Here is a 23834-nt window from a genome sequence, read left to right as displayed (position 1 = left end):
GGGCTGGAACTTTCCTGAACATTCTTCGAGGGTCGTGGAATCCGATCGCGGAATGGAACACTTGGCCTATGGCGTCGCAGCAACGGGTGGTCGTGGTCGGAGGGGGTCTGGCGGCGGCCGGGGCCGTGCGCTCGGCGCGCGAGAGCGGGTTCGAGGGCGAGGTCGTCGTGCTCGCCGAGGAGCCGCGGGCGCCCTACGAGCGGCCACCGCTCTCGAAGGGCTACCTGACCGGGTCGGATGCCGCGAGCAGCGTCTCCCCCCACGACCTCCGCTGGTACCGACGGCACGAGGTCGACGTGCGTCGGGGCGCCCGCGCAGTCGCCCTCGATCCGGCCGCGCACACGATCGACGTCGAGCAGCGCGACGGCGAGGACTCGACGCTGGCGTTCGACCGGCTGCTGCTCGCGACCGGCGCTCGCGCCAGGCGGTTCACCGGCCCCGGAGCCGGCCTGCGCGGCGTGCACGTGCTGCGCACCCTGCCCGACTCGACCCGGCTGCGCACGGCCCTCCGCGTCGGCGGTCGACGGGTCGTCGTGGTCGGGGGCGGCTGGATCGGGCTCGAGGCCGCCGCGGCGGCGCGCGGGTACGGCAACGACGTGACGGTCATCGTGCGCGGCGGCGAGCCGCTCGAGGCCGCGGTCGGAGCGGGCCTCGGGGCGATGTTCCGCGGCCTGCACGAGCAGCACGGCGTCGAGGTGCGACGAGGCGCGTCCGTCACGGCGCTCCGGGGCGCGCGCGGCCGGGTGACGTCGGCCGTTCTGAGCACCGGCGAGGAGGTGCCGGCCGACCTCGTGCTGTTCGGCATCGGTGCGGTGCCGAACGTCGAGCTAGCGGCATCCGCCGGTCTTCATGTCGACGACGGCATCGTGACGGATGCATCGCTCCGCACCAGTGCCGACGACGTGTTCGCCGCGGGCGACGTCGCCGCAGTCTGGAACCCTCGGCTCGAGCGGCACCTGCGCGTGGAGCACTGGGCGAACGCCGGCGCCAGCGGAGCCGCTGCCGGGCGTGCGCTCGCCCTCGCGCCGATCGCCTTCGACGAGGTGCCCTACTTCTTCACCGACCAGTACGACCTCGGCATGGAGTACTCCGGCTACGGCGACCTGGCGGCCGACGCCGAGATCGTCGTGCGCGGCGACGTGCCGCTCACGGCGGCGTCCGCGGCCGACGCACGTCGCGAGGGCATCGTGTTCTGGCTTGCGCGCGACGGCCGCGTGGTGGCCGGAATGAACGTCAACGTCTGGGACGTGAACCCCGCGGTCCAACGGCTCATCCGGTCGGGGCGGGTGGTCTCGCGCGACGAGCTCGCCGATTCCTCGGTGCCCCTCGAGGCGCTCGCCGGAGATGCGGCATGACCGCGTCGACCCCGACGACCGGCGGCATGGTGCGCACCATCGGACCGCGGACGTTCGACTTCTCGCGTCAGGTCGCGGTCATGGCGATCGTCAACCGCACGCCCGACTCGTTCTACGACCGCGGGCGCACCGACGCGCTCGACGCGGCCGTCGCCGCCGGGCTCCGGGCCGTCCACGACGGCGCCGACTGGATCGACATCGGCGGGGCGAAGTTCGCCCCCGGCCCCGCCATCCCGGTCGCCGAGGAGATCGATCGCGTCGTGCCCGTGGTCGCCGCGCTCGCCGACGCCGGTGCCGTGATCTCGGTCGACACGTTCCACGCGGAGGTGGCGATGGAGGCGATCGCGGCCGGCGCCCACGTCGTGAACGACACGACGGGTCTCAGCGATCCCGGCATGGCCGCGGTGCTCGTCGAGACGGGCGCCTCGATCGTCGTGACGCACAGCCTCGCGAAGCCTCGCACGGCTCACCCGTCGCCGCGCTACGACGACGTGGTCGCCGAGGTCGTCGACTACCTGCGCGACCGGGTGGCGCGCGCGGAGGCGGCCGGGGTGGCGTCCGACCGCATCATCGTCGACCCGGGCCACGACCTGAACAAGCACACGCTCGACTCGCTCGAGCTCACCCGCCGCCTCGACGAGGTCGTCGCGCTCGGGTATCCGACGCTCGTCGCGCTCTCGAACAAGGACTTCGTCGGCGAGAGCCTCGGCCGACGCGACCGTTCGCAGCGGGTCGAGGGATCGATCGCCGCGGCCGTCTACTCCGTCATGCGCGGCGCACGCATCGTGCGCGTGCACAACGTGCGCGAGACGGTCGACGCGATGCGCATGATCGAGGCGATCGAAGGGTGGCGCGAGCCGGTGTTCCTGGAGCACAACCGATGATCGAGGAGTCGAGGGTCGACCGCGCGACCCTGCTCGAGGCGTATGCGCCGCCCGATCGCGAAGCGCCGATGGTGCGCATGAACTTCGTCGCGAGCATCGACGGCGCGGTCACGCTCGACGGACGCAGCGGCGGCCTCGGCGACGCGAGCGACCGGCTCGCGATGCAGGCCATGCGCACGCTCGCCGATGTCGTGCTCGTCGGGGCGGGCACCGTGCGGGCCGAGGGCTACGGCGGTCTCTCGGTCGACGAGGCGGATGCCGCGTGGCGGCGTGCGCACGACCTCGACGACCAGCCCCGCGTCGCCGTGGTCTCGTCGAGGCTCGACCTCGACCCGCGGCATCCGTTCTTCGCGAAGGCCGTTCGGCGGCCGATGGTGGTCACGCACGCGGCGTCGCCCGAACCCCGGCGCGCGGCGCTCGCCGAGGTGGCCGACGTGCTCGTCTGCGGCAGCGCCGCGGTCGACCTGGCCGCCGCCCGGCGCTCGCTCGCCGCGGGCGGCCTGACGCAGGTGCTCTGCGAGGGCGGTCCGCACCTGTTCGGCGCGCTGCTCGACGCCGACCTGGTCGACGAGGTCTGCCTCTCGCTCAGCCCGACGCTGGTCGGCGGCACGGCGGGCCGCATCGTGCGGGGTGCACCCGAGCTGGCCAGGCCGATGCGCCTGGTGCACGCGCTGCCGGCCGGCGACCTGCTGCTGCTGCGCTACGCGCGCGACCTCGACGAGCGCGACTGAGACCGGCCGAGCGCGACCGCGTCAGGCGGCCTCGAGCGCGTGCGCGTCGAGGATCGTGTAGCTGTACCCCTGCTCGGCGAGGAACCGCTGGCGGTTCTGCGCGAAGTCCTGGTCGACCGTGTCGCGCGCGACGAGCGTGTAGAAGTTGGCGGTGAGACCCGACTCCTTGGGTCGCAGCAGGCGGCCGAGCCGCTGCGCCTCCTCCTGGCGCGAGCCGTACGAGCCGGAGACCTGGATCGCGACGGTCGCCTCGGGCAGGTCGACCGAGAAGTTCGCGACCTTCGACACGACGAGCACTGGCGTGCGCCCGTCGCGGAACTCCTGGAACAGCCGCTCGCGTTCGTCGACGGGCGTGGCGCCGGTGAGCTGCGGTGCGCCGAGCGTCTCGGCGAGCTCGTCGATCTGGTCGAGGTACTGGCCGATCACGAGGATCCGCTCGCCGCGGTGCTTGGCCACGAGCTCCTTCACGACGTCGAGCTTCGCGGGTGCGGTCGCGGCGAGGCGGTAGCGCTCGTCGTCGGCGGATGCGGCGTACGCGAGCCGCTCGGACTGCGGGAGGTCGATGCGCACCTCGTAGCAGGCGGCGGGCGAGATGAAGCCCTGGGCCTCGATCTCCTTCCAGGGGGCGTCGAACCGCTTGGGGCCGATGAGGCTGAACACGTCGCCCTCACGGCCGTCCTCGCGCACGAGGGTGGCGGTGAGCCCGAGGCGTCGCCTGGCCTGGAGCTCGGCCGTGAGCTTGAAGACCGGCGCCGGCAGCAGGTGCACCTCGTCGTAGACCACGAGCCCCCAGTCGAGCGCGTCGAGCAGTGCCAGGTGGGCGTACTCGCCCTTCCGCTTCGCCGTGAGGATCTGGTACGTCGCGATCGTGACCGGCTTGATCTCCTTGGTCTGGCCGGAGTACTCGCCGATCTCCTCGGCCGTGAGCGTCGTGCGCCGCAGCAGTTCGTCGCGCCACTGGCGCGCCGAGACCGTGTTCGTCACCAGGATTAGCGTCGTGGTCTTCGCGGTGGCCATGGCGCCGGCCCCGACGAGGGTCTTGCCGGCACCGCACGGCAGCACGACGACGCCCGATCCGCCGTCGAAGAAGTTGTCGACGGCCTTCTGCTGGTAGTCGCGCAGGTGCCAGCCGCCCTCGTCGAGCGCGATCGGATGCGGCGTGCCGGGCGTGTATCCGGCGAGGTCCTCTGCGGGCCACCCGAGCTTCACGAGCTCCTGCTTGAGGGCGCCCCTGGCCCAGGCCTCGACGAGGAACCCGGTGTCGTCGATCCGCTCGGTCAGCAGCGGCGCGATGCGCTTCGCGTTCGCGACCTCGGTGAGCACCGCGAGATCGTCGGAGCGCAGTCGCAGCGCGCCGTCGTCGGTGCGGTCGACCACGAGCCGGCCGTATCGCGCGACGGTCTCGCGCATGTCGACCGAGACGGTCTGCGGCACCGGGAACTTCGCGTACTTCTCGAGCGTGCCGAGCATGTCGTCGGACGTGTGGCCGGCCGCTCTGGCGTTCCAGAGTCCGAGTCGGGTGATGCGGTACGTGTGCACGTGCTCCGGTGCGCGCTCGAGCTCGGCGAAGACCGCGAGGTCGTGGCGCGCATCCTCGGCGAGGGGGTGCGCGACCTCCAGCAGCACGGTTCGGTCGCTCTGCACGATGAGGGGGCCGTCTGACATAACCGTCGAGTCTACGCCCGGTTCATGGGCGCATCGCCGATCGCCGCGGAATCGTCGGGGTCAGACGTTCGACGGCGCCGGGGCCACGGCCGCGATGGCCGAGAGCGGCAGCGTGCGCTCGATGTCGGCCTTGCGGTCGCGAGCCCGGAGGCGTCCGTTGGCGACGCTCGCCGGTGCCAGCAGGTAGTCGGCGGTGGTGCCGCCCGGCATGCGCACGGTGACGGTCAGCGTCTCCTTCGAGCGTGCGGCGGCTTCGAGCTGCCGCGCCAGCCACGCGACCTCGTCGGTGGCGTCGTCGTCGTGCTTGGCGAGCAGCCGGTCGAGCAGCGCCGCGACCTGGTCGGCCGCGGGCTGCGGGGCCGGCGACTGCGCGAGGTGGTGGCGGTGCAGGCGGATGATCGTGCCGTCGTGGTCTTCGGCCGCGACGGGGTACTTCGCGTCGGCCAGCGCCCAGAACACCACGTCGGGCGCGAACCGCGAGAGCAGGCGGTGGGGACCGACGAGCCTCAGCCCGACGGCGTTCAGCGTCTGGTCGACGGCGAGCGTGCCGATGAGCTGCTCGTCGTCGGAGCGCACCATCGTGCGCGCCGGGAGGTCGGCCTCGTCGGCGGCGGCCACGCGTACGCTGCCGAAGCGACGCGACGCCTCGGCGACGAGGTAGGCCACGGGCTGCGGGATGCCGGTGAGCGAGATGCCGCCGAGGAACTCGAGGATCGACTCCGCGGTCTCGCCCGCTGCCAGCCCGCGGTTCACGGATGCCGCGCTCACGCGATAGGTCGAGGCGAGATCGCGCCCCTCGACGTCGGCGATGCCGCGCAGGCGCGCGTCGATGACGGGCTCGAGCGGACCGGGGGAGACGACCGTGAGGTCGTGCTGCACGTAGACCTTCGCCACCTGCGCCGGGAAATGGGCCGAGAGCTCCGCTGCCGCGGCCGCCACTTCTCCCGTGAGCACGAGCCGACCGGATGCCACGGGCTCGCCCGCGACCGCCAGGCCCAGCGCCTCGGCGTCGTCGACGAGCCGGTCGAGGCCGTCGTCGAGCCATTTGCCGCCGGCCGGGTAGAGCCATCGCACGTCGTCGCGCAGGTCGGTCGCCGAGATTGACTCGCTGCGACGCGCGACGAGTTCGCGGAGCGACGGCGGGATTCGAGCCAGCCACTGCTCGGCCAGCCGCTGCCAACGATCGGCCGATCCGAGCTGGGACCACTCGGCGCCGATGTCGGACTCGAGCCAGTACGCGCCGTCGCGGAGCACGAGCCCCGCCTCGTCGGCCCGGTGGAACAGGCGCGGCAATGCGTCGAGGTCGACGCCGCAGGCCTCGGAGAGCCGCTTCGAGTCGGGCAGGGTCAGCCCGCCCTTCGCGAGCTCGCGCGCCGGCTGGGCGCCGACGGCGGCGAGCAGCTCGGCGGTCGCCGCGACGGTCGCGTACGCCGCCTCGGCCGCCCGGCGCTCGAGCAGCGTGCGGTCGACGTCGTCGACTCCCACGAGCACCGGCGGGGCCGGGGCCGCGAGTTCGGCGGCGGAGGGGATGTCGCGTTCCGTGCGCACGGCGAGCCGGGCGCCGACCGCGAGGGGGAGATGGACGCGTTCGTCGTCATGCGAGACGACCAGCAGGGAGTCCGCGAGGCGCCCGATCAGGCCGGGCACGGCGGCGCGCAGCTCGGGCGACGCGCCGAGCCGGCCCAGCTCCGCCGCGATCGCCTCGATCGTGGTGTCGGTGTGGTCGGCCGTCAGCGAGGCCGTCGCCGCGAGCACCGCGAGGCGCGGGCGGTCGAGGCGCGAGAGCACGTGGTCGAGCGAGTCGGGTGCCAGCAGCACCTCGGCGAGGTCGAACAGGTCGCGGACCCCGGAGCCCTCGAACTCGCGCGTGGCCAGCGCCGCCCCGAGGTCATCGCGGGGCAGCGAACGCAGGCGCGCGGCGAGTTCGAGCATCGTCTCCGATCAGTTCGTCTGGGCGCGCGTCGTGCGCGAGCGGTTCACCGCGTGCACGATGAACAGGGCGATGAGCAGCAGGAACGCGATCGGGAGGCCGAACCACGGCAGCATGATGACGACCGGCCAGACGCCCTGGCTGAAGCCGTCGTTCTCGGCCACTCCGGCCACGGTCGCGAAGATCACCGCGATGAACGCGGCGATGGACAGCAGCACCAGCCCGGCGAACATGAACGCGAGGACGCGTTCGACGCGCTGACTGCCGGACTGCTGGGTTTCACTCACTCTGCAAGGATAGGGCAGCGCGACGCCCGCATGGGGCCGGGACTCTAGACTGGTGCGTGCACGGCGCGCGCGTTCCCGCGCGCCTTCCCCGACATGAGCGAGGTTCCACATGCCCACCGGCAAGGTCAAGTTCTACGACGAGGAGAAGGGATTCGGCTTCATCAGCTCCGATGACGGCCAGGAGGTCTTCCTCCACGCATCCGCTCTTCCCGCCGGTGCGACCGTGCGCGCGGGCAGCCGTCTCGAGTTCGGCGTCGCCGAGGGCAAGCGCGGCGCCCAGGCGCTCTCGGTGCGCGTGCTCGACGCGCCCGTGAGCCTCGCGAAGATCAACCGCAAGCCCGCCGACGACATGGCGATCATCGTCGAAGACGTCGTCAAGGTGCTCGACTCGATCGGCGCCGACCTGCGCCGCGGCCGGTACCCGGAGAAGTCCAAGGCGCGCACGGTCGCGACCGTGCTGCGCAAGGTGGCAGACGATCTGGATGCCTGAGTTCACCGAACCCGAGACGGATGCCGCGGCGACGGCGTCCGCTTCCGACGCACCGGTCGAGTCCGAGGCGGCGACCGCTCCGGAGGCGGAGGCGGTCGAGGCCGCTCCGTTCGCCGACGAACCTGCTGAGGCCGAGTCGGAGCCCGGAACCGTCGAGGCCGAGTCGGAGCCCGGAACCGTCGAGCCCGAGTCGGTGCCCGAGACTGTCGAGCCCGAGTCGGCGCCCGAGCCCGTGGTGTTCGAGCCCGACCCGGTGCTGCTCGCGTCGGTCGACCTCGCCCGCCGTGCACTGCTCGAGACGACCGCGCCCGAGACCGTCGGATCGGTCGTCGGCCACATCGTCGAAGACGAGCACGTGCTCACGCTGCACTTCGCCTCCGACCTCTCCGGTTACCCGGGGTGGCACTGGAGCGCGACGATCGTACGAGTCGACGGCGAGGAGCCGACGGTCCTCGAGACCCAGCTCATGCCGGGCGACCGGGCACTGTTGGCGCCGGCGTGGGTGCCGTGGTCGGAGCGGCTCGCCGAGTACCGGGCGGCGCAGGCCGCGGCGGCAGCTGCCGCGCGCGAGGCGGGCGAGGAGCCCGAGTCCGACGAACTCGAGTTCGTGGCCGACGACGGGTCGGAGGAGCTCGAGATCGGCGACGACGAGTTCGACGACGACCACGACCTCGATGAGCACGACCTCGACGGCGAGCACGACGACGAGCACGGGTTCGACGACGAGCACCCCGACGAGGCCGACGACCTCGACGAGGAGCACTCCGACGAGGAGCACTCCGACGACGAGCACACCGACGACGCCGACGAGCACGACGCGCAGGGTGACGACGCCGAGCACGGGCTCGACGCCGACGACGATCAGGACGAGGCGCCCGCGCTCTGACGGCCGCGGCGCCGCCGGCTCACCTGCACGAACACCAGTGCGGCGACGCCGAGCAGCACCCCGGTCGCGCACGCCCAGATGAGCCAGGCGAGACCCGTCGACGCGAGGGCGTCTCGGACGACGAGGCACACCACGAGGCCGACGAGCCAGAGGGCCGTTCCGGCGAGCACCGCCTTGCGCGCGTCTGCGCGGGCGGGCGCCGGATCCGGCCGGCGCTCCGACTCGGGGAGCCAGAGCCGCATCGGCGTCAGCCGATCCGCTCGAGCACGTAGTCGATCGATGCCGTGAGCGCACGGACGTCGTCGGGCTCGATCGCGGTGAACGTCGCCACGCGCAGCTGGTTGCGACCGAGCTTGCGGTAGGGCTCGGTGTCGACGATGCCGTTCTCGCGGAGCGTCTTCGCGATCGCGGCGGCATCCGTCGACTCGTCGAAGTCGATCGTGACGACGACCTGCGAGCGGTCGGCCGGGTCGGCGACGAACGGGGTCGCGACGGCGGTGCGCTCGGCCCAGTCGTAGAGCACCGACGAGGACTCGCGCGTGCGCGCGTCGGCCCAGGCGAGCCCGCCGGAGGCGTTCATCCACTCGAGCTGGTTCTCGAGCAGCAGCAGCGTCGAGAGCGCGGGCGTGTTCAGCGTCTGGTTCAGGCGCGAGTTGTCGACGGCGTTCTTGAGCGACAGGAACTCGGGGATGTAGCGGTCGGATGCCGCGATGCGCTCGACCCGCTCGATGGCGGCGGGGGAGAACAGCGCGAACCAGATGCCGCCGTCGGACGCGAAGTTCTTCTGCGGTGCGAAGTAGTAGACGTCGAACTCGGTCGGGTCGACCGCGACGCCGCCGGCGGCGCTCGTCGCGTCGATGACGGTCAGCGCGCCCTCGTCGCCGACAACCCGCTGCACGGGCGCCATGACGCCGGTCGAGGTCTCGTTGTGCGGCCAGGCGTAGACGTCGACGCCGGCGACCGGCTCGGGGTTCGAGCGCGTGCCGGGATCGGCCTTGCGCACGTCGGGGGCCTCGAGCCACGGCGCACCGGCCGCGCCGGCGAACTTCGCGCCGAACTCGCCGAAGGAGCAGAGCTGCGCGCGGCGCTCGATGAGGCCCGCTGACGCGGCATCCCAGAAGGCGGTGGAGCCGCCGTTGCCCAGCACGACCTCGTAGCCGTCGGGAAGCGCGAAGAGGTCGGACAGCCCGGAGCGCACGCGCCCGACGAGGTTCTTGACCGGAGCCTGGCGGTGCGAGGTGCCGAGCAGGGAGGGGCCGACCTCCGCGAGGTGCGCGAGCTGCTCGGGGCGGACCTTGGACGGGCCGCAGCCGAATCGTCCGTCGGCGGGCAGGAGGTCGCTGGGGATCACGATGCTCGGCATGCACGGAAGTCTATCGAGCCTCCGCATCCGGCTAGGCTTGATGACGGGCTGCGACAGGAGGGCTTGCTGGTGACCGACCTCATCGACACGACGGAGATGTACCTCCGCACCATCCTCGATCTCGAGGAGGAGAACATCGTCCCGCTGCGCGCCCGGATCTCCGAGCGACTCGGCCACTCCGGCCCCACGGTCTCGCAGACCGTGGCGCGCATGGAGCGCGACGGGCTGGTGGTCGTCTCCGACGACCGGCACCTCGAGCTCACCGCCGACGGCCGGAGCAAGGCCGTCCACGTCATGCGCAAGCACCGCCTGGCCGAACGCCTGCTCTCCGACGTCATCGGCCTCGAGTGGGAGTACGTGCACGACGAGGCATGCCGTTGGGAGCATGTCATGAGCGAGCAGGTCGAGCGCCGCCTCATCGAGATCCTCGGCGAGCCCAAGGAATCGCCGTACGGCAACCCGATCCCGGGGCTCGAGGAGCTCGGTCTCGAGCCGGCCGACCCGTTCATGTCGGGCGTCGTGCGGGTCACCGACGCCATCGCGGAGCGCGATTCAGAGGTGCGCGGCGTGGTCCGCCGCCTCGGCGAGCCGGTGCAGTTCGACCCCGAACTGCTGCTCCAGCTCAAGCAGGCCGGCATCGTTCCGGGCGCCGCCGCGACGTTCACCCGCAGCGGCGGCTACATCGCCGTCGAGGTCGACGGCATCGACGGCGCGCTCGAACTGCCCAACGAGGTGGCCGGGCACATCTTCGTCGCGGAATGAGCCATCCCCGAACCTGAGTGTTCGCAAGGGATCACAGAAAACCGTGATCGGAATGTGACATTCAAGCACGCCTCGCGTATCCTCGGTCGAGTCCGACGGCATGAAGCCGGTCGTCGGACCAGGATCGGGATCGCCCCTCGGCACTCACCGCCCGGTTCAGGACGAAGACGCGCCTCGAGCGCACCAGGTGAGACGGAGCCCGACTCCGTGGGGCGGTGGAGGAACCCGATTTGGCTCGATTCACCCCACGCCGCCGTTTCACGTCCCCGAAGCGCGGCAGCGCCTCCAAGGCCGTGGCCCCGCGCGTCAGCCCAGAACCGCAGTCCGCTCCCGTCGTGCAGCGTCCGCTCGCCTCGACCCGTCGGCTCCGCCGCGGAGGCGTCGCGAACGTGGCCGTCATGACGATCGCCGCAGGCATCGTGGGCACGCTCGCGATCCCGGCCTACGCGTTCGCACCGGGCAGCAACGACCCCCAGTTCGCCACGAGCGACGCGACCCGCATGACGAAGGCGCAGGCCCAGTCCGTCGAGGTCGCCGAAGACGTCATCGCCGCCCCCGTGACGAAGGACGGCTTCGCCGCCACCACCAAGGCCGAGATCGACGCGGCCGCCGAGGCGCAGCGCCAGGCCGAGCAGGCCGCAGCCGAGGCCGAGGCCGCCAGGGTCGCGGCCGAGACCGCGATGACCTCGTACGCCGCGTCGTACGAGGGCCCGTCGGTCGGGGACTTCCTCGCCAACCCGCCGTACCCCAGCTTCGACCTCGCGAGCGTGTACAGCGTCGCGACCCAGTACATCGGCACGCCCTACGTGTACGGCGGGGCCACCCCGGCCGGCTTCGACTGCTCGGGCTTCGTCATGTACGTCTACGCCCAGTTCGGCGTCGGGATGCCGCACTCCTCCGCGGGCCAGGGCGCCATGGGCACCGTCATCTCCGAGGCCGACGCGCAGCCGGGCGACCTCGTGATCATGGACGGCCACGACGGCTTCTACGCCGGCAACGGCATGATCCTGCACGCGCCCTACGAGGGCGCCTCGGTTCGCGTGCAGCCGATCTGGACGAGCGACTACACGATCGTGCGCATCGGCATCTGATCGGTGAACATCGCGTGACACGGCGTGCGGACGGCGCGGAGGGTTGCCCCTTCCGCGCCGTTCATGCCGTAACCTGAAGCCCTGACGATCCGAGATCCGGGCGAGGGGAACGCCGATGGTCCGCACGTGCAGCATCCATTCCGCGGATGCGCGCGCGCAATTCGACCAACGGCGCGGGAGTCAGCCGAGCACCGCACGAGCCGACGTTTCGACGGGCACTGTCTTCATGACGGTGCCCGTTCTGCGTTTTCGGGGCGGATCTCGGCGGCGACCGGCATCCGTCCCGTCCGTGCCGTCGAGCGGCCGCAGTGCCGCCGGAGCGTCGATCCGTTCACGCGGCTGGAAGCCATCCAGCCCCGATCGAAAGGCACTCCATGCGCACACTCGTGCTCAACGCGGGCTATGAGCCACTCGCCGTGATCTCGTTCAAGCGGGCGCTCCTGCTGGTGATGAACCAGAAGGCGACCGTGATCCAGGCCGACGAGGACAATCCCGTCTGCGCCGCGAGCGGCTCCTGGCAGAGACCGAGCGTGATCGTGCTCACGAGGTACGTGCGCACGCCGCGCGTGCACTCGGTGCCCGTGAGCCGGCGAGGGGTGCTGCGCAGGGACGAGCACCGATGCGCGTACTGCGGCCGCTCGGCCGCGACCATCGACCACGTGCTGCCGCGCTCGCGCGGAGGACGGGACACGTGGGAGAACCTCGTGGCCTGCTGCCTGCGGTGCAACAACCTCAAGAGCGACCACACCCCCGCCGAGATGGGCTGGGAGCTCCGGTTCACCCCGCGCATGCCCCACGGACGCAGCTGGGTCGTGCGCGGGTTCGAGCGGACGCTGCCGCAGTGGGACGAGTACCTCTCGACCGCGGCCTGATCGGAAGGTGACTTCCGGCGGCCCTTTCCCCTATGGTGGTACGAGTCGCCGGAGCACCCGACCGTCGACAGCACGTCAACCCGAACCGAGCCGTCCCGCGGCCGGGCGGTGTCCGGAGGATCGACTTTGCACGAAGGTGACCACGCCGAGCAGCCGTCTCGCTCGCAGCGGCGCGCCGCGGAGGCCGCGCAGGGCCGTCGGTCCGCGTCCTCCGGCCGGGTCAGGGGCGGCGGCACCCGCAGCGCGGGTCGCGCAGATCGCGGACGCCCCGCAGCATCCGTCCCGCCGCCCGTGAACCCGAACGGCACGCCCCAGACGCCGAGCGCGCTGCGCAGGCCCGCCCAGGTGCGGCGCACGGGCCCGGTGCGCGTGTTCGCCACCCTGCTCGTGGTGCCGGCCATCTTCGGCACGGTCGCCGTGCCCGCCTACGCGTTCATGCCCGGCGGCGACGCCTTCCAGCCCGGCGGCGCGTTCAGCTTCGCGGTTGCCGAGGCGCAGGACCTCGACGTGTCGGCCGAGGCGAGCCGCGCGCCGCTCTCGTCCGACGCCTACGCCGTCACGACCAAGGCCGAGATCGACGAGGCGGCGCTCGACGCCGAAGAGGCAGCCCAGGCCGCCTGGGCAGCTGAGCTCGCGTCGCGCGGGTCGGGCAGCTACGCCATCTACACCGTCAAGGCCGAGGGCGACGACTACCCGTGGTGGGACCAGATCCCCGACGACTACGGCGGAGGGCTCTCGCCGCTCCGCTACTACTACCGCGAATGCGTCGACTTCGTCGCCTGGCGCCTCAACCGCGACGCCGGCGTCACCGGCGCTCCCTGGAAGTGGGACTGGTCGAACCTCGCGTCGGGCAGCGCCTACGCGTGGGCCGACGAATGGGTCTCGCACGGCTGGCCGACGAGCAGCGAGCCCGTGGTCGGGGCCGTCGCATGGTTCCCCTACAATCACGTCGCGTACGTGAACTCGGTCAACGACGACGGCACCGTCAACATCGAGGAGTACAACCAGAACTCCGACCACTCGTACCACCGGCGCACCATCGCCAAGGGCGACGCGCTCTACCTGTACCCGCCGACCTGATCCGCGGCCGGTCGCCACGGGTGCGCCTCGTCAGGGCCGGCTCGTCTCGCGCCGGCATCCGGTACGAGGGCGTCGTCGATCGGGTCGGCGACTTCGCCGACCGCGCTGTGACATTCTGGCGAAGCGGCCGTCCGAAGTTGGACGTCATGGACAATGACCCGCGCAGCGCCGTCGCGTAGCGTGAACGCACCCCCACGCACAGGCAGGTGACCGCGATGAAGCAATACCCGAACGAGCCGCGTATCGAAGAGATCCCGTTCGTCGACGAACTCTCGCCGACGACGTCCGCGATCGTTGTGCTCGGCTACAACTGAGCGAACGCCGGGGTCACGGCATCCGCGCCAGGCACGCGGGCGCAGGCGTCGCCACCGTCGCCACGACGTGCGTCGGCACGCCGGCGTCGAGCGCGACGACCGCGATCGAGTCGGACCCCTGATCGGCGACGAGCGCGAACCGCTCGTCGTGCGTCACGTGCAGGTCGCGAGGGTGGCGTCCGCCGGTCGGCACCGAGGCGACGCGCTCGAGCGTGCGCGCGTGCGCGTCGAACCGCAGTGCGACCAGGGCGTCGGCGTCGCGGTCGCCGATGAGCACGGTTCCGGAGCGGGTCGAGCGGATGGCCGAGAGCCCGAGCGCGCGGGGCGCCACGCGGTCGTCGACCGGGGCGTACCCGACCTCGCGTCCGTCGACGAGGTCGACCACGCTCGCGGTGCGGTCGAGTTCGTTGGCCACGATCGCGACGTCGCCGAGCACGACCAGGTGCCGCGGGCCGGCGCCGGAGTGGATCGCGAGGTCGTGCGACTCGTCGTGCCCGAGCCCCTCGGGCAGCGCGTCGAGCGCGATCGCACGGATGCGGTCGGCTCCGAGATCGGGAACGAGCAACCGCCCGCGCGCCGCGTCGAGCACGACTTGGTGCGGGTGCGACGACTCCTGGCGCGACGCGTCGGGCCCGGAGCCGCTGAACGCGACCGAGTGCGCGGCGGAGGCCGCGGCATCCGGAGCCACGTGATGCGCGGTGACTCGACCGCCGGAGTAGTTGGCCGCGAACGCCCACGCGCCGCTCGCGTCGAACGCGATGTGGCAGGGGTCGCCGGCGTCGGTCGGGCCCGCAGCGCCGAACGCGTGCACGGCGTCGCCCTCGATCGTCCACGTCGAGACCAGCCCGTCGGCGAGCTCGTGCACGATGCCGAGCACCCCGGCGGGGGAGACGGCCAGGAACATGGGGTTCTCGCCGACGTCGACCGGGTCGCCGAGCACGGTCGTGCCGTCGGGGGCCACGTCGAGCGGTCGGATGCCGCGGGCGGGCGACCCGAGCGCGCCCACCGTCGACGCGCCCACCCAGAACCTCGTGCCGCCGTCCATCGTGCTCCACTCGTCGTGAGGCGCCGGCGCGGCCCCATGGCCGCGTCTCGCGGACGCCGACGGCAAGGCTACCGCGACCTGCGGCGCGGTCGGTGCGCGCGCCGCTGCCGCTGAGCGCCTGCCGGTCGGCAGAATGACATCCGGGGGTGGTCCACGATGAGCGAAGACGGTTCGGTCGGTCCGGGGCCGCAGAAGGCCGGCGCGAGGCCACGCCGTCAACCGCTCGGCATCGTCGTGGTGGCCGTCAGCGTGTCGGTCTGGTGGCCGGCGTTCACGCTCGGCGCGTGGGGCGAACCGTTCTTCGACCAACTCCTGTTCGTCTGGGTGGCGTCGACCGCGGCTTTCGTCGTCGTCGCGTTCCAGCCCCGACCGTTCAAGCACCGCACGCGACGACTGGTGGCGCTCGCGTTCCCATCGCTCTGGTTGGGACTGTCCTTCGTGCAGGACACGGGTGACAACCTCGTCATCGGCGTCCTCGACCTGGTCGCCGTCCTGGTCGCGCTCGCCGGCATCCCCTTCACCCTCTGGGCCCTCGCGGTGGTCTTCTGGCCGGACTTCGGGCACGGGCTCCGACGCGGCGCGGTGGCGGTCGGTCTCGCAGCGATCGCGGCCATCGCCGTTGCAAGTTATGCGCTGGGTGCGAACCAGGCAAACTTCCTCACCTGCGAGGACTTCGCCCTGAGCGGCAACTCCGAGCCGCCGGGGTGCGTGCACGGCGATACCGACGGTCAGTGATCGCGGGGTCACTCAGGTAGGATTCTGCGGTCAGCCTCTGTAGCTCAATGGAAGAGCAGTTCCGTCCTAAGGAAAGGGTTGGGGGTTCGAGTCCCTCCAGGGGCACCGTTCAGCGGTCGCATGTCGTTCATGGGCCGCGGCAGCCCCTCAGGTCCAGTCGACGGCGTGGGCCCAGCCTGCGATGTAGGCGCGCTCGTTCGCGCCGAGCCGCACGGACTGGGCGGTCGCGGTGTCGGCGTTCATCCCGCAGATCTCGAAGACGCGGCGCACGGCGAACGGGCGCAGCGGTGCGGTCGGATTCGCGAGGATCTCGCGCTGCAGGCCGCGGTCGAGCAGCGTCCACCAGGTCCCGATGGGCGGGAGTCCGATGGGCGCGGCCGTGACGGACGGAAGACCGGTTCGGGTGCGTGCGCTCGTCGGGCGAGCGGTCAGAGCCGGCGCGTGCGCGGCGGCCGTCGTGCGGTGGTGCATGTGCTTCCTCGTTCTGGTCGGCCACATCGTCGGGGGCGACCGGCATAGACTCTACGCCACGATCCTGATCGTGCACAGAGTGCCGGCGGGGTGTTCGATCCGAGCCCCCGAGGGCTGTGCGAACGGCCTCCCGCGGAGCATGATGGAGCGATGGACCTGCCCGTGATGCCGCCAGTCGCGCCCATGCTCTCGAAGGCCGTCAAGGAGATCCCCGACGTCGGGCACGTCGAACCGAAATGGGACGGATTCCGCACGATCGTCTTCCGCGACGGCGATGAGATCGAGCTCGGCAGCCGCAACGAGAAGCCGATGACCCGGTACTTCCCCGAGCTCGTCGAGGCGTTGCGCGAGAACCTGCCCGAGCGGTGCGTCGTCGACGGCGAGATCATCCTGGTGCGCGACAGGCGCCTCGACTTCGACGCGCTGCAGCAGCGCATCCACCCCGCCGCGTCCCGCGTGAAGCTCCTCTCCGAGCAGACGCCCGTGTCGTTCGTCGCGTTCGACCTGCTGGCCCTGGGCGACGACGACCTGACCGGGCGGCCGTTCGCCGAACGGCGGGCGGAGCTCGAGGCCGCGCTCGCCGCGGCATCCGACCCCGTGTTCGTCACCCCCGCCACGGCGGACCTCGACGAGGCGCGCGAGTGGTTCACCAGGTACGAGGGCGCCGGCCTCGACGGCGTGGTCGCGAAGCCGCTCGACGGCGCGTACCTGCCGGACAAGCGCACGATGTTCAAGGTCAAGCACGAGCGCACGGCCGACTGCGTGGTCGCGGGCTTCCGCTGGCACAAGACCGGCGGCATCGTCGGCTCGCTGCTGCTCGGGCTGTACGACGACGACGGGCGCCTGCACCACGTGGGCGTCGCGGCGTCGTTCCCGATGGCGAGGCGCGCGGCGCTCGTCGAGGAGCTCGAACCGTATCGTGAAGACGACCTCTCGCAGCATCCGTGGGGCGAGTGGGCGGCCCAGGAGGGGCAGCAGGGATCGCGGATGCCGGGGGCGGTGAGCCGCTGGTCGGCAGGCAAGGACCTGTCGTTCGTGCCGCTGCGGCCCGAGCTCGTCGTCGAGGTCGGGTACAGCCAGATGGAGGGCGACCGCATCCGCCATACCGCGCAGTTCAAGCGGTGGCGCCCCGACCGGGATGCCGCGTCGTGCACGTACGAGCAGCTGGAGTCGCCCGACGGCCTCGACCTGTCGCAGATCCTGCCGGTGCGCTGACGTCGACGCCTGCGCCGACCTCGACCTCGACGTCGACGTCGACGCCGACGTCGACGCCTGCGCGGATCAGATGACGGCGCGGAGCCCCGCCGAGAGCGCCGTGTGGTGCTCGAACACGAGGTTGGTCTCGGTGAGGGCGACGGCGGGGTTCGCGGAGAGGTTCTTCAGCACGAACTGCCGCACGTGCTCGCTGTCGCGCACCCGCACGTGGATGAGGAAGTCTTCAGTGCCGCCCAGGAAGAACAGCTGGGCGACCTCGGGCTCGCGCCGGAGCTCGTCGGAGATCTGCTCCATGAGATGGCGGGCGCCGGGCCGGATGCGAACGCTCACGAGCGCCTGGAGGGTGAAGCCGAGCGCGACCGGGTTGATCTCCGCCGTGTAGCGCACGATGACGCCGCGCTCGCGCAGCGATCGCACGCGCGCGAGACAAGTCGAGGGCGAGATGCCGACCGCCCTGGCGAGATCGACGTTCGGGATGCGCGCGTTGTCGTGCAGGCGGGCGATGATCTGCCGGTCGACCTCGTCGAGGTCGGACGGCCCGACGAGCGGGTCGGCGCCGGACCGGAGAGCCGACGGCGGTGCGCTGATCTGCGGCGAGTCGGTCACTAGGCGGCATCCCTTCGAACATATGAATCAGACATCACGACTCTACCGAATTCTGTTCGGTGGTTCTTTCGATACGTCGAACAAGCGGCGAAAATGGTTCGTACAGTCCCATATCGTTCGGAGCCCCCATGTACATCGGCGTGCCTGCTGAGATCAAGAACAACGAATTCCGCGTCGCCATGACGCCCGCGGGCGTGCACACGCTCGTGCTGCGCGGCCACCGCGTCGCCATCCAGGCCGGAGCCGGCGTCGGCGCCGGGTTCACCGACCACGAGTACGTGACCGCGGGCGCTGAGATCGTCGCGACCGCCGCCGAGGCCTGGGCGGCCGAGCTCGTGCTCAAGGTGAAGGAGCCCATCGAGGCCGAGTACGGGTTCCTCCGCGAGGACCTCACCCTCTTCACCTACCTGCACCTCGCCGCAGACCTGCCGCTCACGCGCGCGATCCTCGACTCCGGCGTCACCGCCATCGCGTACGAGACCGTGCAGCTCGCCGACCGCTCGCTGCCGCTGCTCACCCCCATGAGCGAGGTCGCGGGTCGCCTCGCGCCGCAGGTCGGCGCCGCCGAGCTGCTCGCCTCGAAGGGCGGTCGCGGCGTACTGCTCGCGGGCGTTCCCGGCACCTCGCCCGCGAAGGTCGTCGTCATCGGCGGCGGCGTCGCCGGCGAGCAGGCCGCGGCGACCGCGCTCGGCCTCGGCGCCGACGTGACCGTCTTCGACATCTCGCTGCCGAAGCTCCGCGAGCTCGACGCCCGCTACGACCACCGCATCAAGACGCTCGCCTCGTCGCCGTACGAGATCGCCCGCCAGGTCGCCGACGCCGACCTCGTCGTCGGCGCGGTGCTCGTGCCGGGAGCCGCGGCGCCCAAGGTCGTCACCGACGAGATGGTCTCGCGCATGAAGCCGGGCGCCGTGCTGGTGGACATCGCCATCGACCAGGGCGGATGCTTCGAGGGCTCGCGCCCGACGACGCACGCCGAGCCCACCTTCCGCGTGCACGACGCCATCTACTACTGCGTCGCGAACATGCCGGGCGCGGTGCCCGCGACCTCGACGCCAGCGCTCACGAACGCGACGCTGCCCTACGCGGTGCGCATCGCCGACCTCGGCTGGCAGGCCGCGCTCGCCGCGGATCCCGCGCTCGCCAAGGGCCTGAACGCCACGGCGGGCCGCCTCACGAACGAGGGCGTCGCGCTGGCGCACGGCCTGGAGCTGCAGACCGCGCCGTGATCGAACGGCCCGCGGCGGCTCGATGCCGACGCGGGTTCAGGAGAGCGTCAGGAACAGCTTCTCGAGCTCGTCGATCGTGAGCCGATCGCCCGGTGCCGCGGACTCCGCGCCCGGGCGATCGTCGTCGACGCAGTCGCGCATCGCGGTGGCGACGATCGCGAACCCCGCCTTGTCGAGCGCGCTCGAGACCGCCGAGAGCCTGGTCACGACCGTTCGGCAGTCCGCGCCCGACTCCACGGCGTCGATGACCGCGTTCAGCTGGCCGCGGGCGCGCTTCAGGCGGTTCAGGATGCGGCGCTGGGCGTCGTCGTCGCCCGCCGACGCGGCCGGGCCGGCCGCGGCATCCGTCGTCGTCATCCGTCGCTGCCGATCGTGAGCGGGAGTCCCTGCCGGTGCCACTCGACGATGCCGCCCGCGATGTTCACGGTCTCGACGCCGATGCTCTCGAGGTAGGCCGCGGCCTGCGCGCTGCGCCCGCCCACGTGGCAGAGCGTGTACACCGTCGTGTCGCGGGGCACCTCGTCGGAGCGGGCGACGAGCTCCCCGAGCGGGATGTGCATGGCGCCCTCGATGCGCGCTCGCTCGAGCTCGTGCGGTTCGCGGACGTCGAGGATGACGGCGCCCTCGAGCGCGTGCACTTCGGTGGCGGTGATCTCGTGCATCGGGCGGTTCCTCCGGGTCGGCCGTGCGTTCGGATCGGGGCACGGGCGGTCGAGGCTACCACCATACCCGTGGGGTATTCGAAGCGGCGTCGAACGGCGCTGCATCCCACGAATCAGGCGACATGGCCTTATCGTGTCCGTGTGCGGCGGCTCGAACGGAACGAAGACGAGGACCTGAACCTCGGCGAGAACGCGGACGCCGCTGCCGCCGAACCGACCCCGGAAGCGATGACCCAGAACCTCACGAGCCCTCACAGCGTCAGCCTCGGCGACCCCGACCTCGTGGCGGGCAACGTCGCCGAACCGGCATGGCGCCGCTGGCAGCGCGAACTCGAGACCGTCGGCGGCCGTTCGCCGCTCGTGCGCTTCATCGACACGCCGCGCACCCGCATCGAGCTCTCGACCACGCACCCCGGTGGCCTGCCCCAGTTCATCACCGGGCGCTCGACGCTGCTCTCGAGCCTGATCCGCGACGAGCTCGCCCTGCGCAACGCCCGCCTCGCGGCCGCCGAGATCACGCAGAAGGGCATCGAGCTGCGCTCGGTGCGCGGCGTCGAGTCGGTGCACCTCGCGATCGGGCTCGCGTCGTGGCGCAACGGCGGCGAGGAGTTCCTCGCGCCCGTGCTGCTGCGTCCGCTCGCGATCCGGCGCTACGGCCGCGACTTCGAGCTGAAGCTCAAGGGGCAGCCGTTCCTGAACCCCGCGCTCGCGCGCGAGCTCCGCGACCAGTTCCAGATCACGCTCGACGCCGACGCGTTCGTCGCGCTCGCGATCACCAACGGCGTGTTCAAGCCGCAGCCCGTCATCGACCGGCTCCGCGGCCTCACGAGCTACCTGCCCTGGTTCCAGGTCGCCCCGCGACTCGTGGTCTCCTCGTTCGCCGAGGTCGGTCCGGCGATGGCAGCGGATGCCGCGGAGCCCGACCATCCCCTCGTCGACGCGATCGCGGGCAACCCCACGGCCCGCGCCGCCTTCGCCGGCTTCGGCGAGCGGGTGCGCCCGGTGCCGCAGGACGAACGGCCGCCGTCGACCGACACGCTGCTGCTCGACGCGGACCCCGAGCAGGAGCGCGTCGTCGCCGAGATCGAGGCGGGCACGTCGCTCGTCGTGAAGACCCTGCCCGGCACGGGCGGAACCCAGACGATCGTGAACGCGGTCGGCGCACTCGTGGCGAAGGACCGACGCGTGCTCGTGGTCGGCGCCCGCAAGGCGAGCCTCGACGGCATCGTGCACCGCCTCGCGCAGGTCGGCCTCGCGGGCGCGGCCGTTACGACGGCCGGCCTGCGACGCGACCTCATCACGTCGATCTCTCGCAACGAGAAGGTCGAGCGGCCGCGGGTCGCCGACGTCGACGACGCGCTCGTGCGGCTCCGCAAGGCGCTCGTCGACTACCGCACCGCACTCACGCGCCCCGAACCCGAGCTCAAGGTCTCGGTGCTCGACGCGCTCGGCGAACTCGCGAGGCTCGCGCTGTTGCCTGCAGCGCCGTCGACCACGGCGCGGCTCTCGCACGCCTCGCTCGTGGCGCTCGCCGAGGGCGGCGACCGGGTCTCGCGCGACCTCGTGCGCGCTGCGGCGCTCGGCGAGTTCAAGTACGGGCCCGGCGACTCGCCCTGGTACGGGGCGTCCTTCGCCTCGTCGGCCGAGGCGACCGAGGCGCACGAGCTCGCCAAGCGCCTGAGCGACGTCGACGTGCCCCGCCTGCTCGACCGCGGGCGCACCCTCATCGGGCAGACCAGGCTCCGCATGTTCGAGTCGGTCGCCGAGCTCGGCGTGTTCCTGCGCCTCCTGCTCGACGTGCGCGAGACGCTCGACCGCTTCCGGCCCTCGGTGTTCGACCGTCCGCTCGGCGAGCTCATCGCCGCGACGTCGCCGCGCCGCGAATCGCCGGGCATGTCGGGCGCGAACCGCCGTCGCCTGCGCCGCCACGCGCTCGAGTACGTGCGCCCCGGCGTGCACGTCACCGACCTGAACGCGGCCCTCCGCGGCATCCAGCAGCAGCGCACGCTCTGGCAGCGGTACTCGGAGGCCGGATCCATCCCGGGAGTGCCGGTCGGACTCGACGACGTGCACGTCGCCCACCGCTCGGTCGAGCACGACCTCGGCGTGCTCGACGGCCCGCTCGGCCTCGCCGGCACGCCGCGCCGCCTCGCCGTGCGCCCCGTGCGAGACCTCACCACGATGCTCGCCGGGCTCGCCGCGGAGTCCGAGGTGCTGGCGAACCTGCAGGAGCGCACCGCGCTGCTCGGCTCGCTCCGCGACCTCGGGCTCGACCCGCTGCTCGTCGACCTCGCGAGGCGCCACGTTCCCGAGCAGGTCGTCGCGGGCGAGCTCGAGCTCGCGTGGTGGCAGTCGGTGCTCGAGCAGATGCTCGCGACCGACACCGCGCTGCTCGGCGCCGACACCGCGCTGCTCGACCGACTCGAGGGCGACTTCCGGCTCGTCGACGAGGCGCACGCGTCGTCGGCCGGACCGCAGCTGGCCTGGCACCTCGGCGAGAACTGGAAGGTCGCCCTCGTCGACCACCCCGAAGAGGCCGGGCACCTCAAGCGCATGCTGCGCGGCGACCGCGTCGACGCCTCCAAGCTGCAGCGCGACACCCCGCACCTGTTCCGCGCCCTCGCGCCCGTCTGGCTCGCGTCGCCGTACGACGTCGCCGCGATCGACCCGTCGATCGTGTTCGACGCGGTGATCCTCGTCGACGCCGGCTCGACGACCATGGCCGAGAACCTCGGCGCCATCCGCCGGGCCAAGCAGGTCGTCGCGTTCGGCGACCCCGTGACGCAGACGCCCACGATCTTCGAGACCGGCCTCGACGACCCCGACGCGACGACGGATGCCGCGACCGCCGCAGAGCGCGAGTCCGACGGGGTCGACGCGCTCCACGCCGACTCCGCGCTCGCCCGCCTCGGCGAACTGCTGCCGACCATGACGCTCACGCGCAGCTACCGGGCCGGGGGAGAGGACCTCGCCGAGCTCGTGAACCGGCGCTTCTACGGCGGCCGGATCGAGTCGCTGCCCTGGGCGGGCAGCTTCCTCGGGCACGGCAGCCTCGGCCTGCACTACGTGCGCGGCAACGGGCTGCCCGACCAGGTGACGGGCACCGTCGAGAGCATCGACTCCGAGGTCGCGAAGGTCGTCGAGCTCGTCATGGAGCACGCCGTCAAGCGGCCGCGCGAGTCGCTCATGGTCGTCACCGCGAGCACCAGGCACGCCGCGCGCGTGCACCAGGCCGTGCTCGCCGCCTTCGCCAAGCGCACCGACCTGTCGGACTTCATCCTGAAGGACCGCGCCGAGCCGTTCACCGTGCTCACGCTCGAGCAGTCGGTGGCGCAGAGCCGCGACCGCGTCATCTTCTCGGTCGGCTACGGCCGCACACCCCACGGACGGCTGCTGTCGAACTTCGGCTCGCTCGGCGAGCCCGGCGGCGACCGCCTGCTCGCCGTCGGCATGACGCGCGCCCGCCGCTCGATGGACATCGTGTCGGCGTTCCGCCCCGACGACATCGACGAGGAGCGCCAGTCGCACGGCGTGCTCGCGCTCGCGAGCATCCTCAGCCAGACCGAGGAACGTGCCGCCGACGACGGCAGCGGCACGTCGGGCGCGTCGATGCTCGACGACCTCGCCGCACGGCTCGAGCGTCGCGGCATCCGCGTCAGCTCCGGTCATCGCGGCCGCCTGGCGCTCGCCGCGGCCAATGCGGGCAAGGCCGTGGTCGTCGAGACCGACGAGGTGCTCACGGGCTACAGCCTGCGGGAGTCGCTGCGCCTGCGCCCCGACGTGCTCCGCCGACTCGGCTGGCACTACCTGCGCGTGCACAGCTTCGAGCTGTTCGGCAACCCCGAGGCCGTCGCCGACCGGGTCGCCACGCTCCTCGGCAAGCCTCCGGCACTGCCGGCGGATGCCCCATCCGCATGAACGACGAGCGTCAGCGCGTCGAGCGGGCGACGGGCCGCGCGAGGCGGGCGCGCCTGACGCCGGCGCCCGGCACGGATCCGACGCCCGAGGCGCCGGTTCCCGGTCGTGACGTCGCCGCCGACGACGAGGACGCCGGGCGCGCGGCATCCGCTCGCCCGGAAGACGAACGCCTGAGACGCGAGAAGCCGCCGCACTGGGGGTGACCAGAGGTCGTTCCGGTGCGACGGCTCGCGGCGGTGTGCC

24 protein-coding genes and 1 tRNA gene are annotated in these 23834 nt (G+C 72.1%); 15 read left to right on the top strand and 10 right to left on the bottom strand.

Going from position 1 to position 23834, the window contains the following annotated elements:
- Positions 1-68: 68 nt before the first annotated feature.
- The 3 genes from ACFVS8_RS18975 to ACFVS8_RS18965 are packed head-to-tail and all read left to right on the top strand — an operon-like array spanning position 69 to position 2970.
- On the top strand, positions 69-1355 hold the full coding sequence (locus ACFVS8_RS18975; protein WP_387065959.1) for an NAD(P)/FAD-dependent oxidoreductase: 1287 nt from the start codon (positions 69-71) through the stop codon (positions 1353-1355).
- Positions 1352-2239, top strand: a complete 888-nt coding sequence (folP, locus tag ACFVS8_RS18970; RefSeq protein ID WP_387065957.1) for a dihydropteroate synthase — start codon at positions 1352-1354, stop codon at positions 2237-2239. Before ACFVS8_RS18975 ends, folP begins: the two co-directional genes overlap by 4 nt.
- A complete protein-coding gene (locus ACFVS8_RS18965) occupies positions 2236-2970 on the top strand; it encodes a pyrimidine reductase family protein (RefSeq protein WP_387065955.1) in 735 nt (244 codons plus the stop codon). The genes folP and ACFVS8_RS18965 overlap by 4 nt, the downstream gene beginning before the upstream one ends.
- 21 nt (positions 2971-2991) lie before the next feature.
- Here the strand turns inward: ACFVS8_RS18965 and ACFVS8_RS18960 are convergent, their stop codons facing one another.
- Genes ACFVS8_RS18960 through ACFVS8_RS18950 form a run of 3 tightly spaced genes read right to left on the bottom strand, consistent with a single transcriptional unit; the run spans position 2992 to position 6852 of the window.
- Entirely contained in the window at positions 2992-4635 is a 1644-nt protein-coding gene (locus tag ACFVS8_RS18960; protein ID WP_387065953.1) for a DNA repair helicase XPB, read from the bottom strand.
- 60 nt (positions 4636-4695) lie between these two features.
- On the bottom strand, positions 4696-6567 hold the full coding sequence (locus tag ACFVS8_RS18955) for a helicase-associated domain-containing protein (protein WP_387065950.1): 1872 nt from the start codon (positions 6565-6567) through the stop codon (positions 4696-4698).
- A 9-nt stretch (positions 6568-6576) separates the two neighbouring features.
- Positions 6577-6852: a multidrug ABC transporter ATPase gene (locus ACFVS8_RS18950; RefSeq protein ID WP_387065947.1), complete on the bottom strand. Its 276-nt coding sequence runs from the start codon at positions 6850-6852 to the stop codon at positions 6577-6579.
- A gap of 109 nt (positions 6853-6961) precedes the next feature.
- Here ACFVS8_RS18950 and ACFVS8_RS18945 point away from each other — a divergent pair, with 109 nt between their 5' ends.
- On the top strand, positions 6962-7342 hold the full coding sequence (locus ACFVS8_RS18945) for a cold-shock protein (protein WP_092964766.1): 381 nt from the start codon (positions 6962-6964) through the stop codon (positions 7340-7342).
- On the top strand, positions 7335-8228 hold the full coding sequence (locus ACFVS8_RS18940; RefSeq protein WP_387065944.1) for a DUF3027 domain-containing protein: 894 nt from the start codon (positions 7335-7337) through the stop codon (positions 8226-8228). The genes ACFVS8_RS18945 and ACFVS8_RS18940 overlap by 8 nt, the downstream gene beginning before the upstream one ends.
- On the opposite strand, the gene ACFVS8_RS18935 is transcribed toward ACFVS8_RS18940, so the two are convergent.
- On the bottom strand, positions 8204-8470 hold the full coding sequence (locus ACFVS8_RS18935) for a DUF2530 domain-containing protein (RefSeq protein ID WP_387065941.1): 267 nt from the start codon (positions 8468-8470) through the stop codon (positions 8204-8206). The two genes, ACFVS8_RS18940 and ACFVS8_RS18935, sit on opposite strands and share 25 nt — an antisense overlap.
- Positions 8471-8475: 5 nt before the next feature.
- Complete coding sequence (gene serC / locus ACFVS8_RS18930) at positions 8476-9591, bottom strand: phosphoserine transaminase (RefSeq protein ID WP_387065938.1); 1116 nt, start codon at positions 9589-9591, stop codon at positions 8476-8478.
- 69 nt (positions 9592-9660) lie between these two features.
- Here serC and ACFVS8_RS18925 point away from each other — a divergent pair, with 69 nt between their 5' ends.
- The 4 genes from ACFVS8_RS18925 (at position 9661) to ACFVS8_RS18910 (ending at position 13396) form a co-directional block, all read left to right on the top strand.
- Positions 9661-10353 carry a metal-dependent transcriptional regulator gene (locus ACFVS8_RS18925; protein ID WP_387065935.1) on the top strand — a complete coding sequence of 231 codons (693 nt, stop codon included), beginning with the start codon at positions 9661-9663 and terminating at the stop codon, positions 10351-10353.
- A 335-nt stretch (positions 10354-10688) separates the two neighbouring features.
- Positions 10689-11444, top strand: coding sequence for a C40 family peptidase (locus ACFVS8_RS18920; RefSeq protein WP_387065932.1), 756 nt, complete (start codon positions 10689-10691; stop codon positions 11442-11444).
- A gap of 374 nt (positions 11445-11818) precedes the next feature.
- Positions 11819-12316 (top strand): HNH endonuclease, encoded by a 498-nt coding sequence (locus tag ACFVS8_RS18915; protein WP_387065929.1) that lies wholly within the window; start codon positions 11819-11821, stop codon positions 12314-12316.
- Positions 12317-12607: 291 nt separating this feature from the next.
- The gene (locus ACFVS8_RS18910; RefSeq protein ID WP_387065926.1) at positions 12608-13396 is read left to right on the top strand and encodes a CHAP domain-containing protein; all 789 of its coding nucleotides are present in this window, start codon (positions 12608-12610) and stop codon (positions 13394-13396) included.
- A gap of 327 nt (positions 13397-13723) precedes the next feature.
- Here the strand turns inward: ACFVS8_RS18910 and ACFVS8_RS18905 are convergent, their stop codons facing one another.
- Entirely contained in the window at positions 13724-14755 is a 1032-nt protein-coding gene (locus tag ACFVS8_RS18905; protein WP_387065923.1) for a lactonase family protein, read from the bottom strand.
- Positions 14756-14911: 156 nt separating this feature from the next.
- Between ACFVS8_RS18905 and ACFVS8_RS18900 the strand changes: the two genes are divergently transcribed.
- Together ACFVS8_RS18900 and ACFVS8_RS18895 are read left to right on the top strand one after the other, a co-directional pair.
- The gene (locus ACFVS8_RS18900) at positions 14912-15490 is read left to right on the top strand and encodes a hypothetical protein (RefSeq protein WP_387065921.1); all 579 of its coding nucleotides are present in this window, start codon (positions 14912-14914) and stop codon (positions 15488-15490) included.
- Positions 15491-15523: 33 nt separating this feature from the next.
- A tRNA-Arg gene (locus ACFVS8_RS18895) sits at positions 15524-15595 on the top strand.
- 42 nt (positions 15596-15637) lie between these two features.
- On the opposite strand, the gene ACFVS8_RS18890 is transcribed toward ACFVS8_RS18895, so the two are convergent.
- Positions 15638-15961, bottom strand: coding sequence for a hypothetical protein (locus ACFVS8_RS18890; RefSeq protein WP_387065919.1), 324 nt, complete (start codon positions 15959-15961; stop codon positions 15638-15640).
- Between the two features lie 150 nt (positions 15962-16111).
- Between ACFVS8_RS18890 and ACFVS8_RS18885 the strand changes: the two genes are divergently transcribed.
- A complete protein-coding gene (locus ACFVS8_RS18885; RefSeq protein WP_387065916.1) occupies positions 16112-17176 on the top strand; it encodes an ATP-dependent DNA ligase in 1065 nt (354 codons plus the stop codon).
- Positions 17177-17242: 66 nt separating this feature from the next.
- Here ACFVS8_RS18885 and ACFVS8_RS18880 read toward each other — a convergent pair whose 3' ends face one another.
- On the bottom strand, positions 17243-17782 hold the full coding sequence (locus tag ACFVS8_RS18880) for an Lrp/AsnC family transcriptional regulator (protein WP_387065914.1): 540 nt from the start codon (positions 17780-17782) through the stop codon (positions 17243-17245).
- A gap of 128 nt (positions 17783-17910) precedes the next feature.
- On the opposite strand from ACFVS8_RS18880, the gene ald reads away from it, so the two are divergent.
- A complete protein-coding gene (gene ald, locus ACFVS8_RS18875; protein WP_387065911.1) occupies positions 17911-19011 on the top strand; it encodes an alanine dehydrogenase in 1101 nt (366 codons plus the stop codon).
- A gap of 36 nt (positions 19012-19047) precedes the next feature.
- Here ald and ACFVS8_RS18870 read toward each other — a convergent pair whose 3' ends face one another.
- A complete protein-coding gene (locus ACFVS8_RS18870) occupies positions 19048-19368 on the bottom strand; it encodes a metal-sensitive transcriptional regulator (protein WP_387065909.1) in 321 nt (106 codons plus the stop codon).
- Positions 19365-19673, bottom strand: coding sequence for a rhodanese-like domain-containing protein (locus ACFVS8_RS18865; protein ID WP_387065906.1), 309 nt, complete (start codon positions 19671-19673; stop codon positions 19365-19367). Before ACFVS8_RS18865 ends, ACFVS8_RS18870 begins: the two co-directional genes overlap by 4 nt.
- A gap of 228 nt (positions 19674-19901) precedes the next feature.
- Between ACFVS8_RS18865 and ACFVS8_RS18860 the strand changes: the two genes are divergently transcribed.
- Positions 19902-23591 (top strand): AAA family ATPase, encoded by a 3690-nt coding sequence (locus tag ACFVS8_RS18860; RefSeq protein WP_387066123.1) that lies wholly within the window; start codon positions 19902-19904, stop codon positions 23589-23591.
- Positions 23588-23794, top strand: coding sequence for a hypothetical protein (locus ACFVS8_RS18855; RefSeq protein ID WP_387065904.1), 207 nt, complete (start codon positions 23588-23590; stop codon positions 23792-23794). The genes ACFVS8_RS18860 and ACFVS8_RS18855 overlap by 4 nt, the downstream gene beginning before the upstream one ends.
- Positions 23795-23834 lie beyond the last annotated feature (40 nt).

The sequence above is a fragment of the Agromyces sp. NPDC058110 genome (assembly GCF_042884735.1).
In the GTDB taxonomy this organism is placed as follows: domain Bacteria; phylum Actinomycetota; class Actinomycetes; order Actinomycetales; family Microbacteriaceae; genus Agromyces.
Note: the sequence above shows the minus strand (reverse complement) of the source record. Positions and strands in the feature narration are given on the sequence as shown.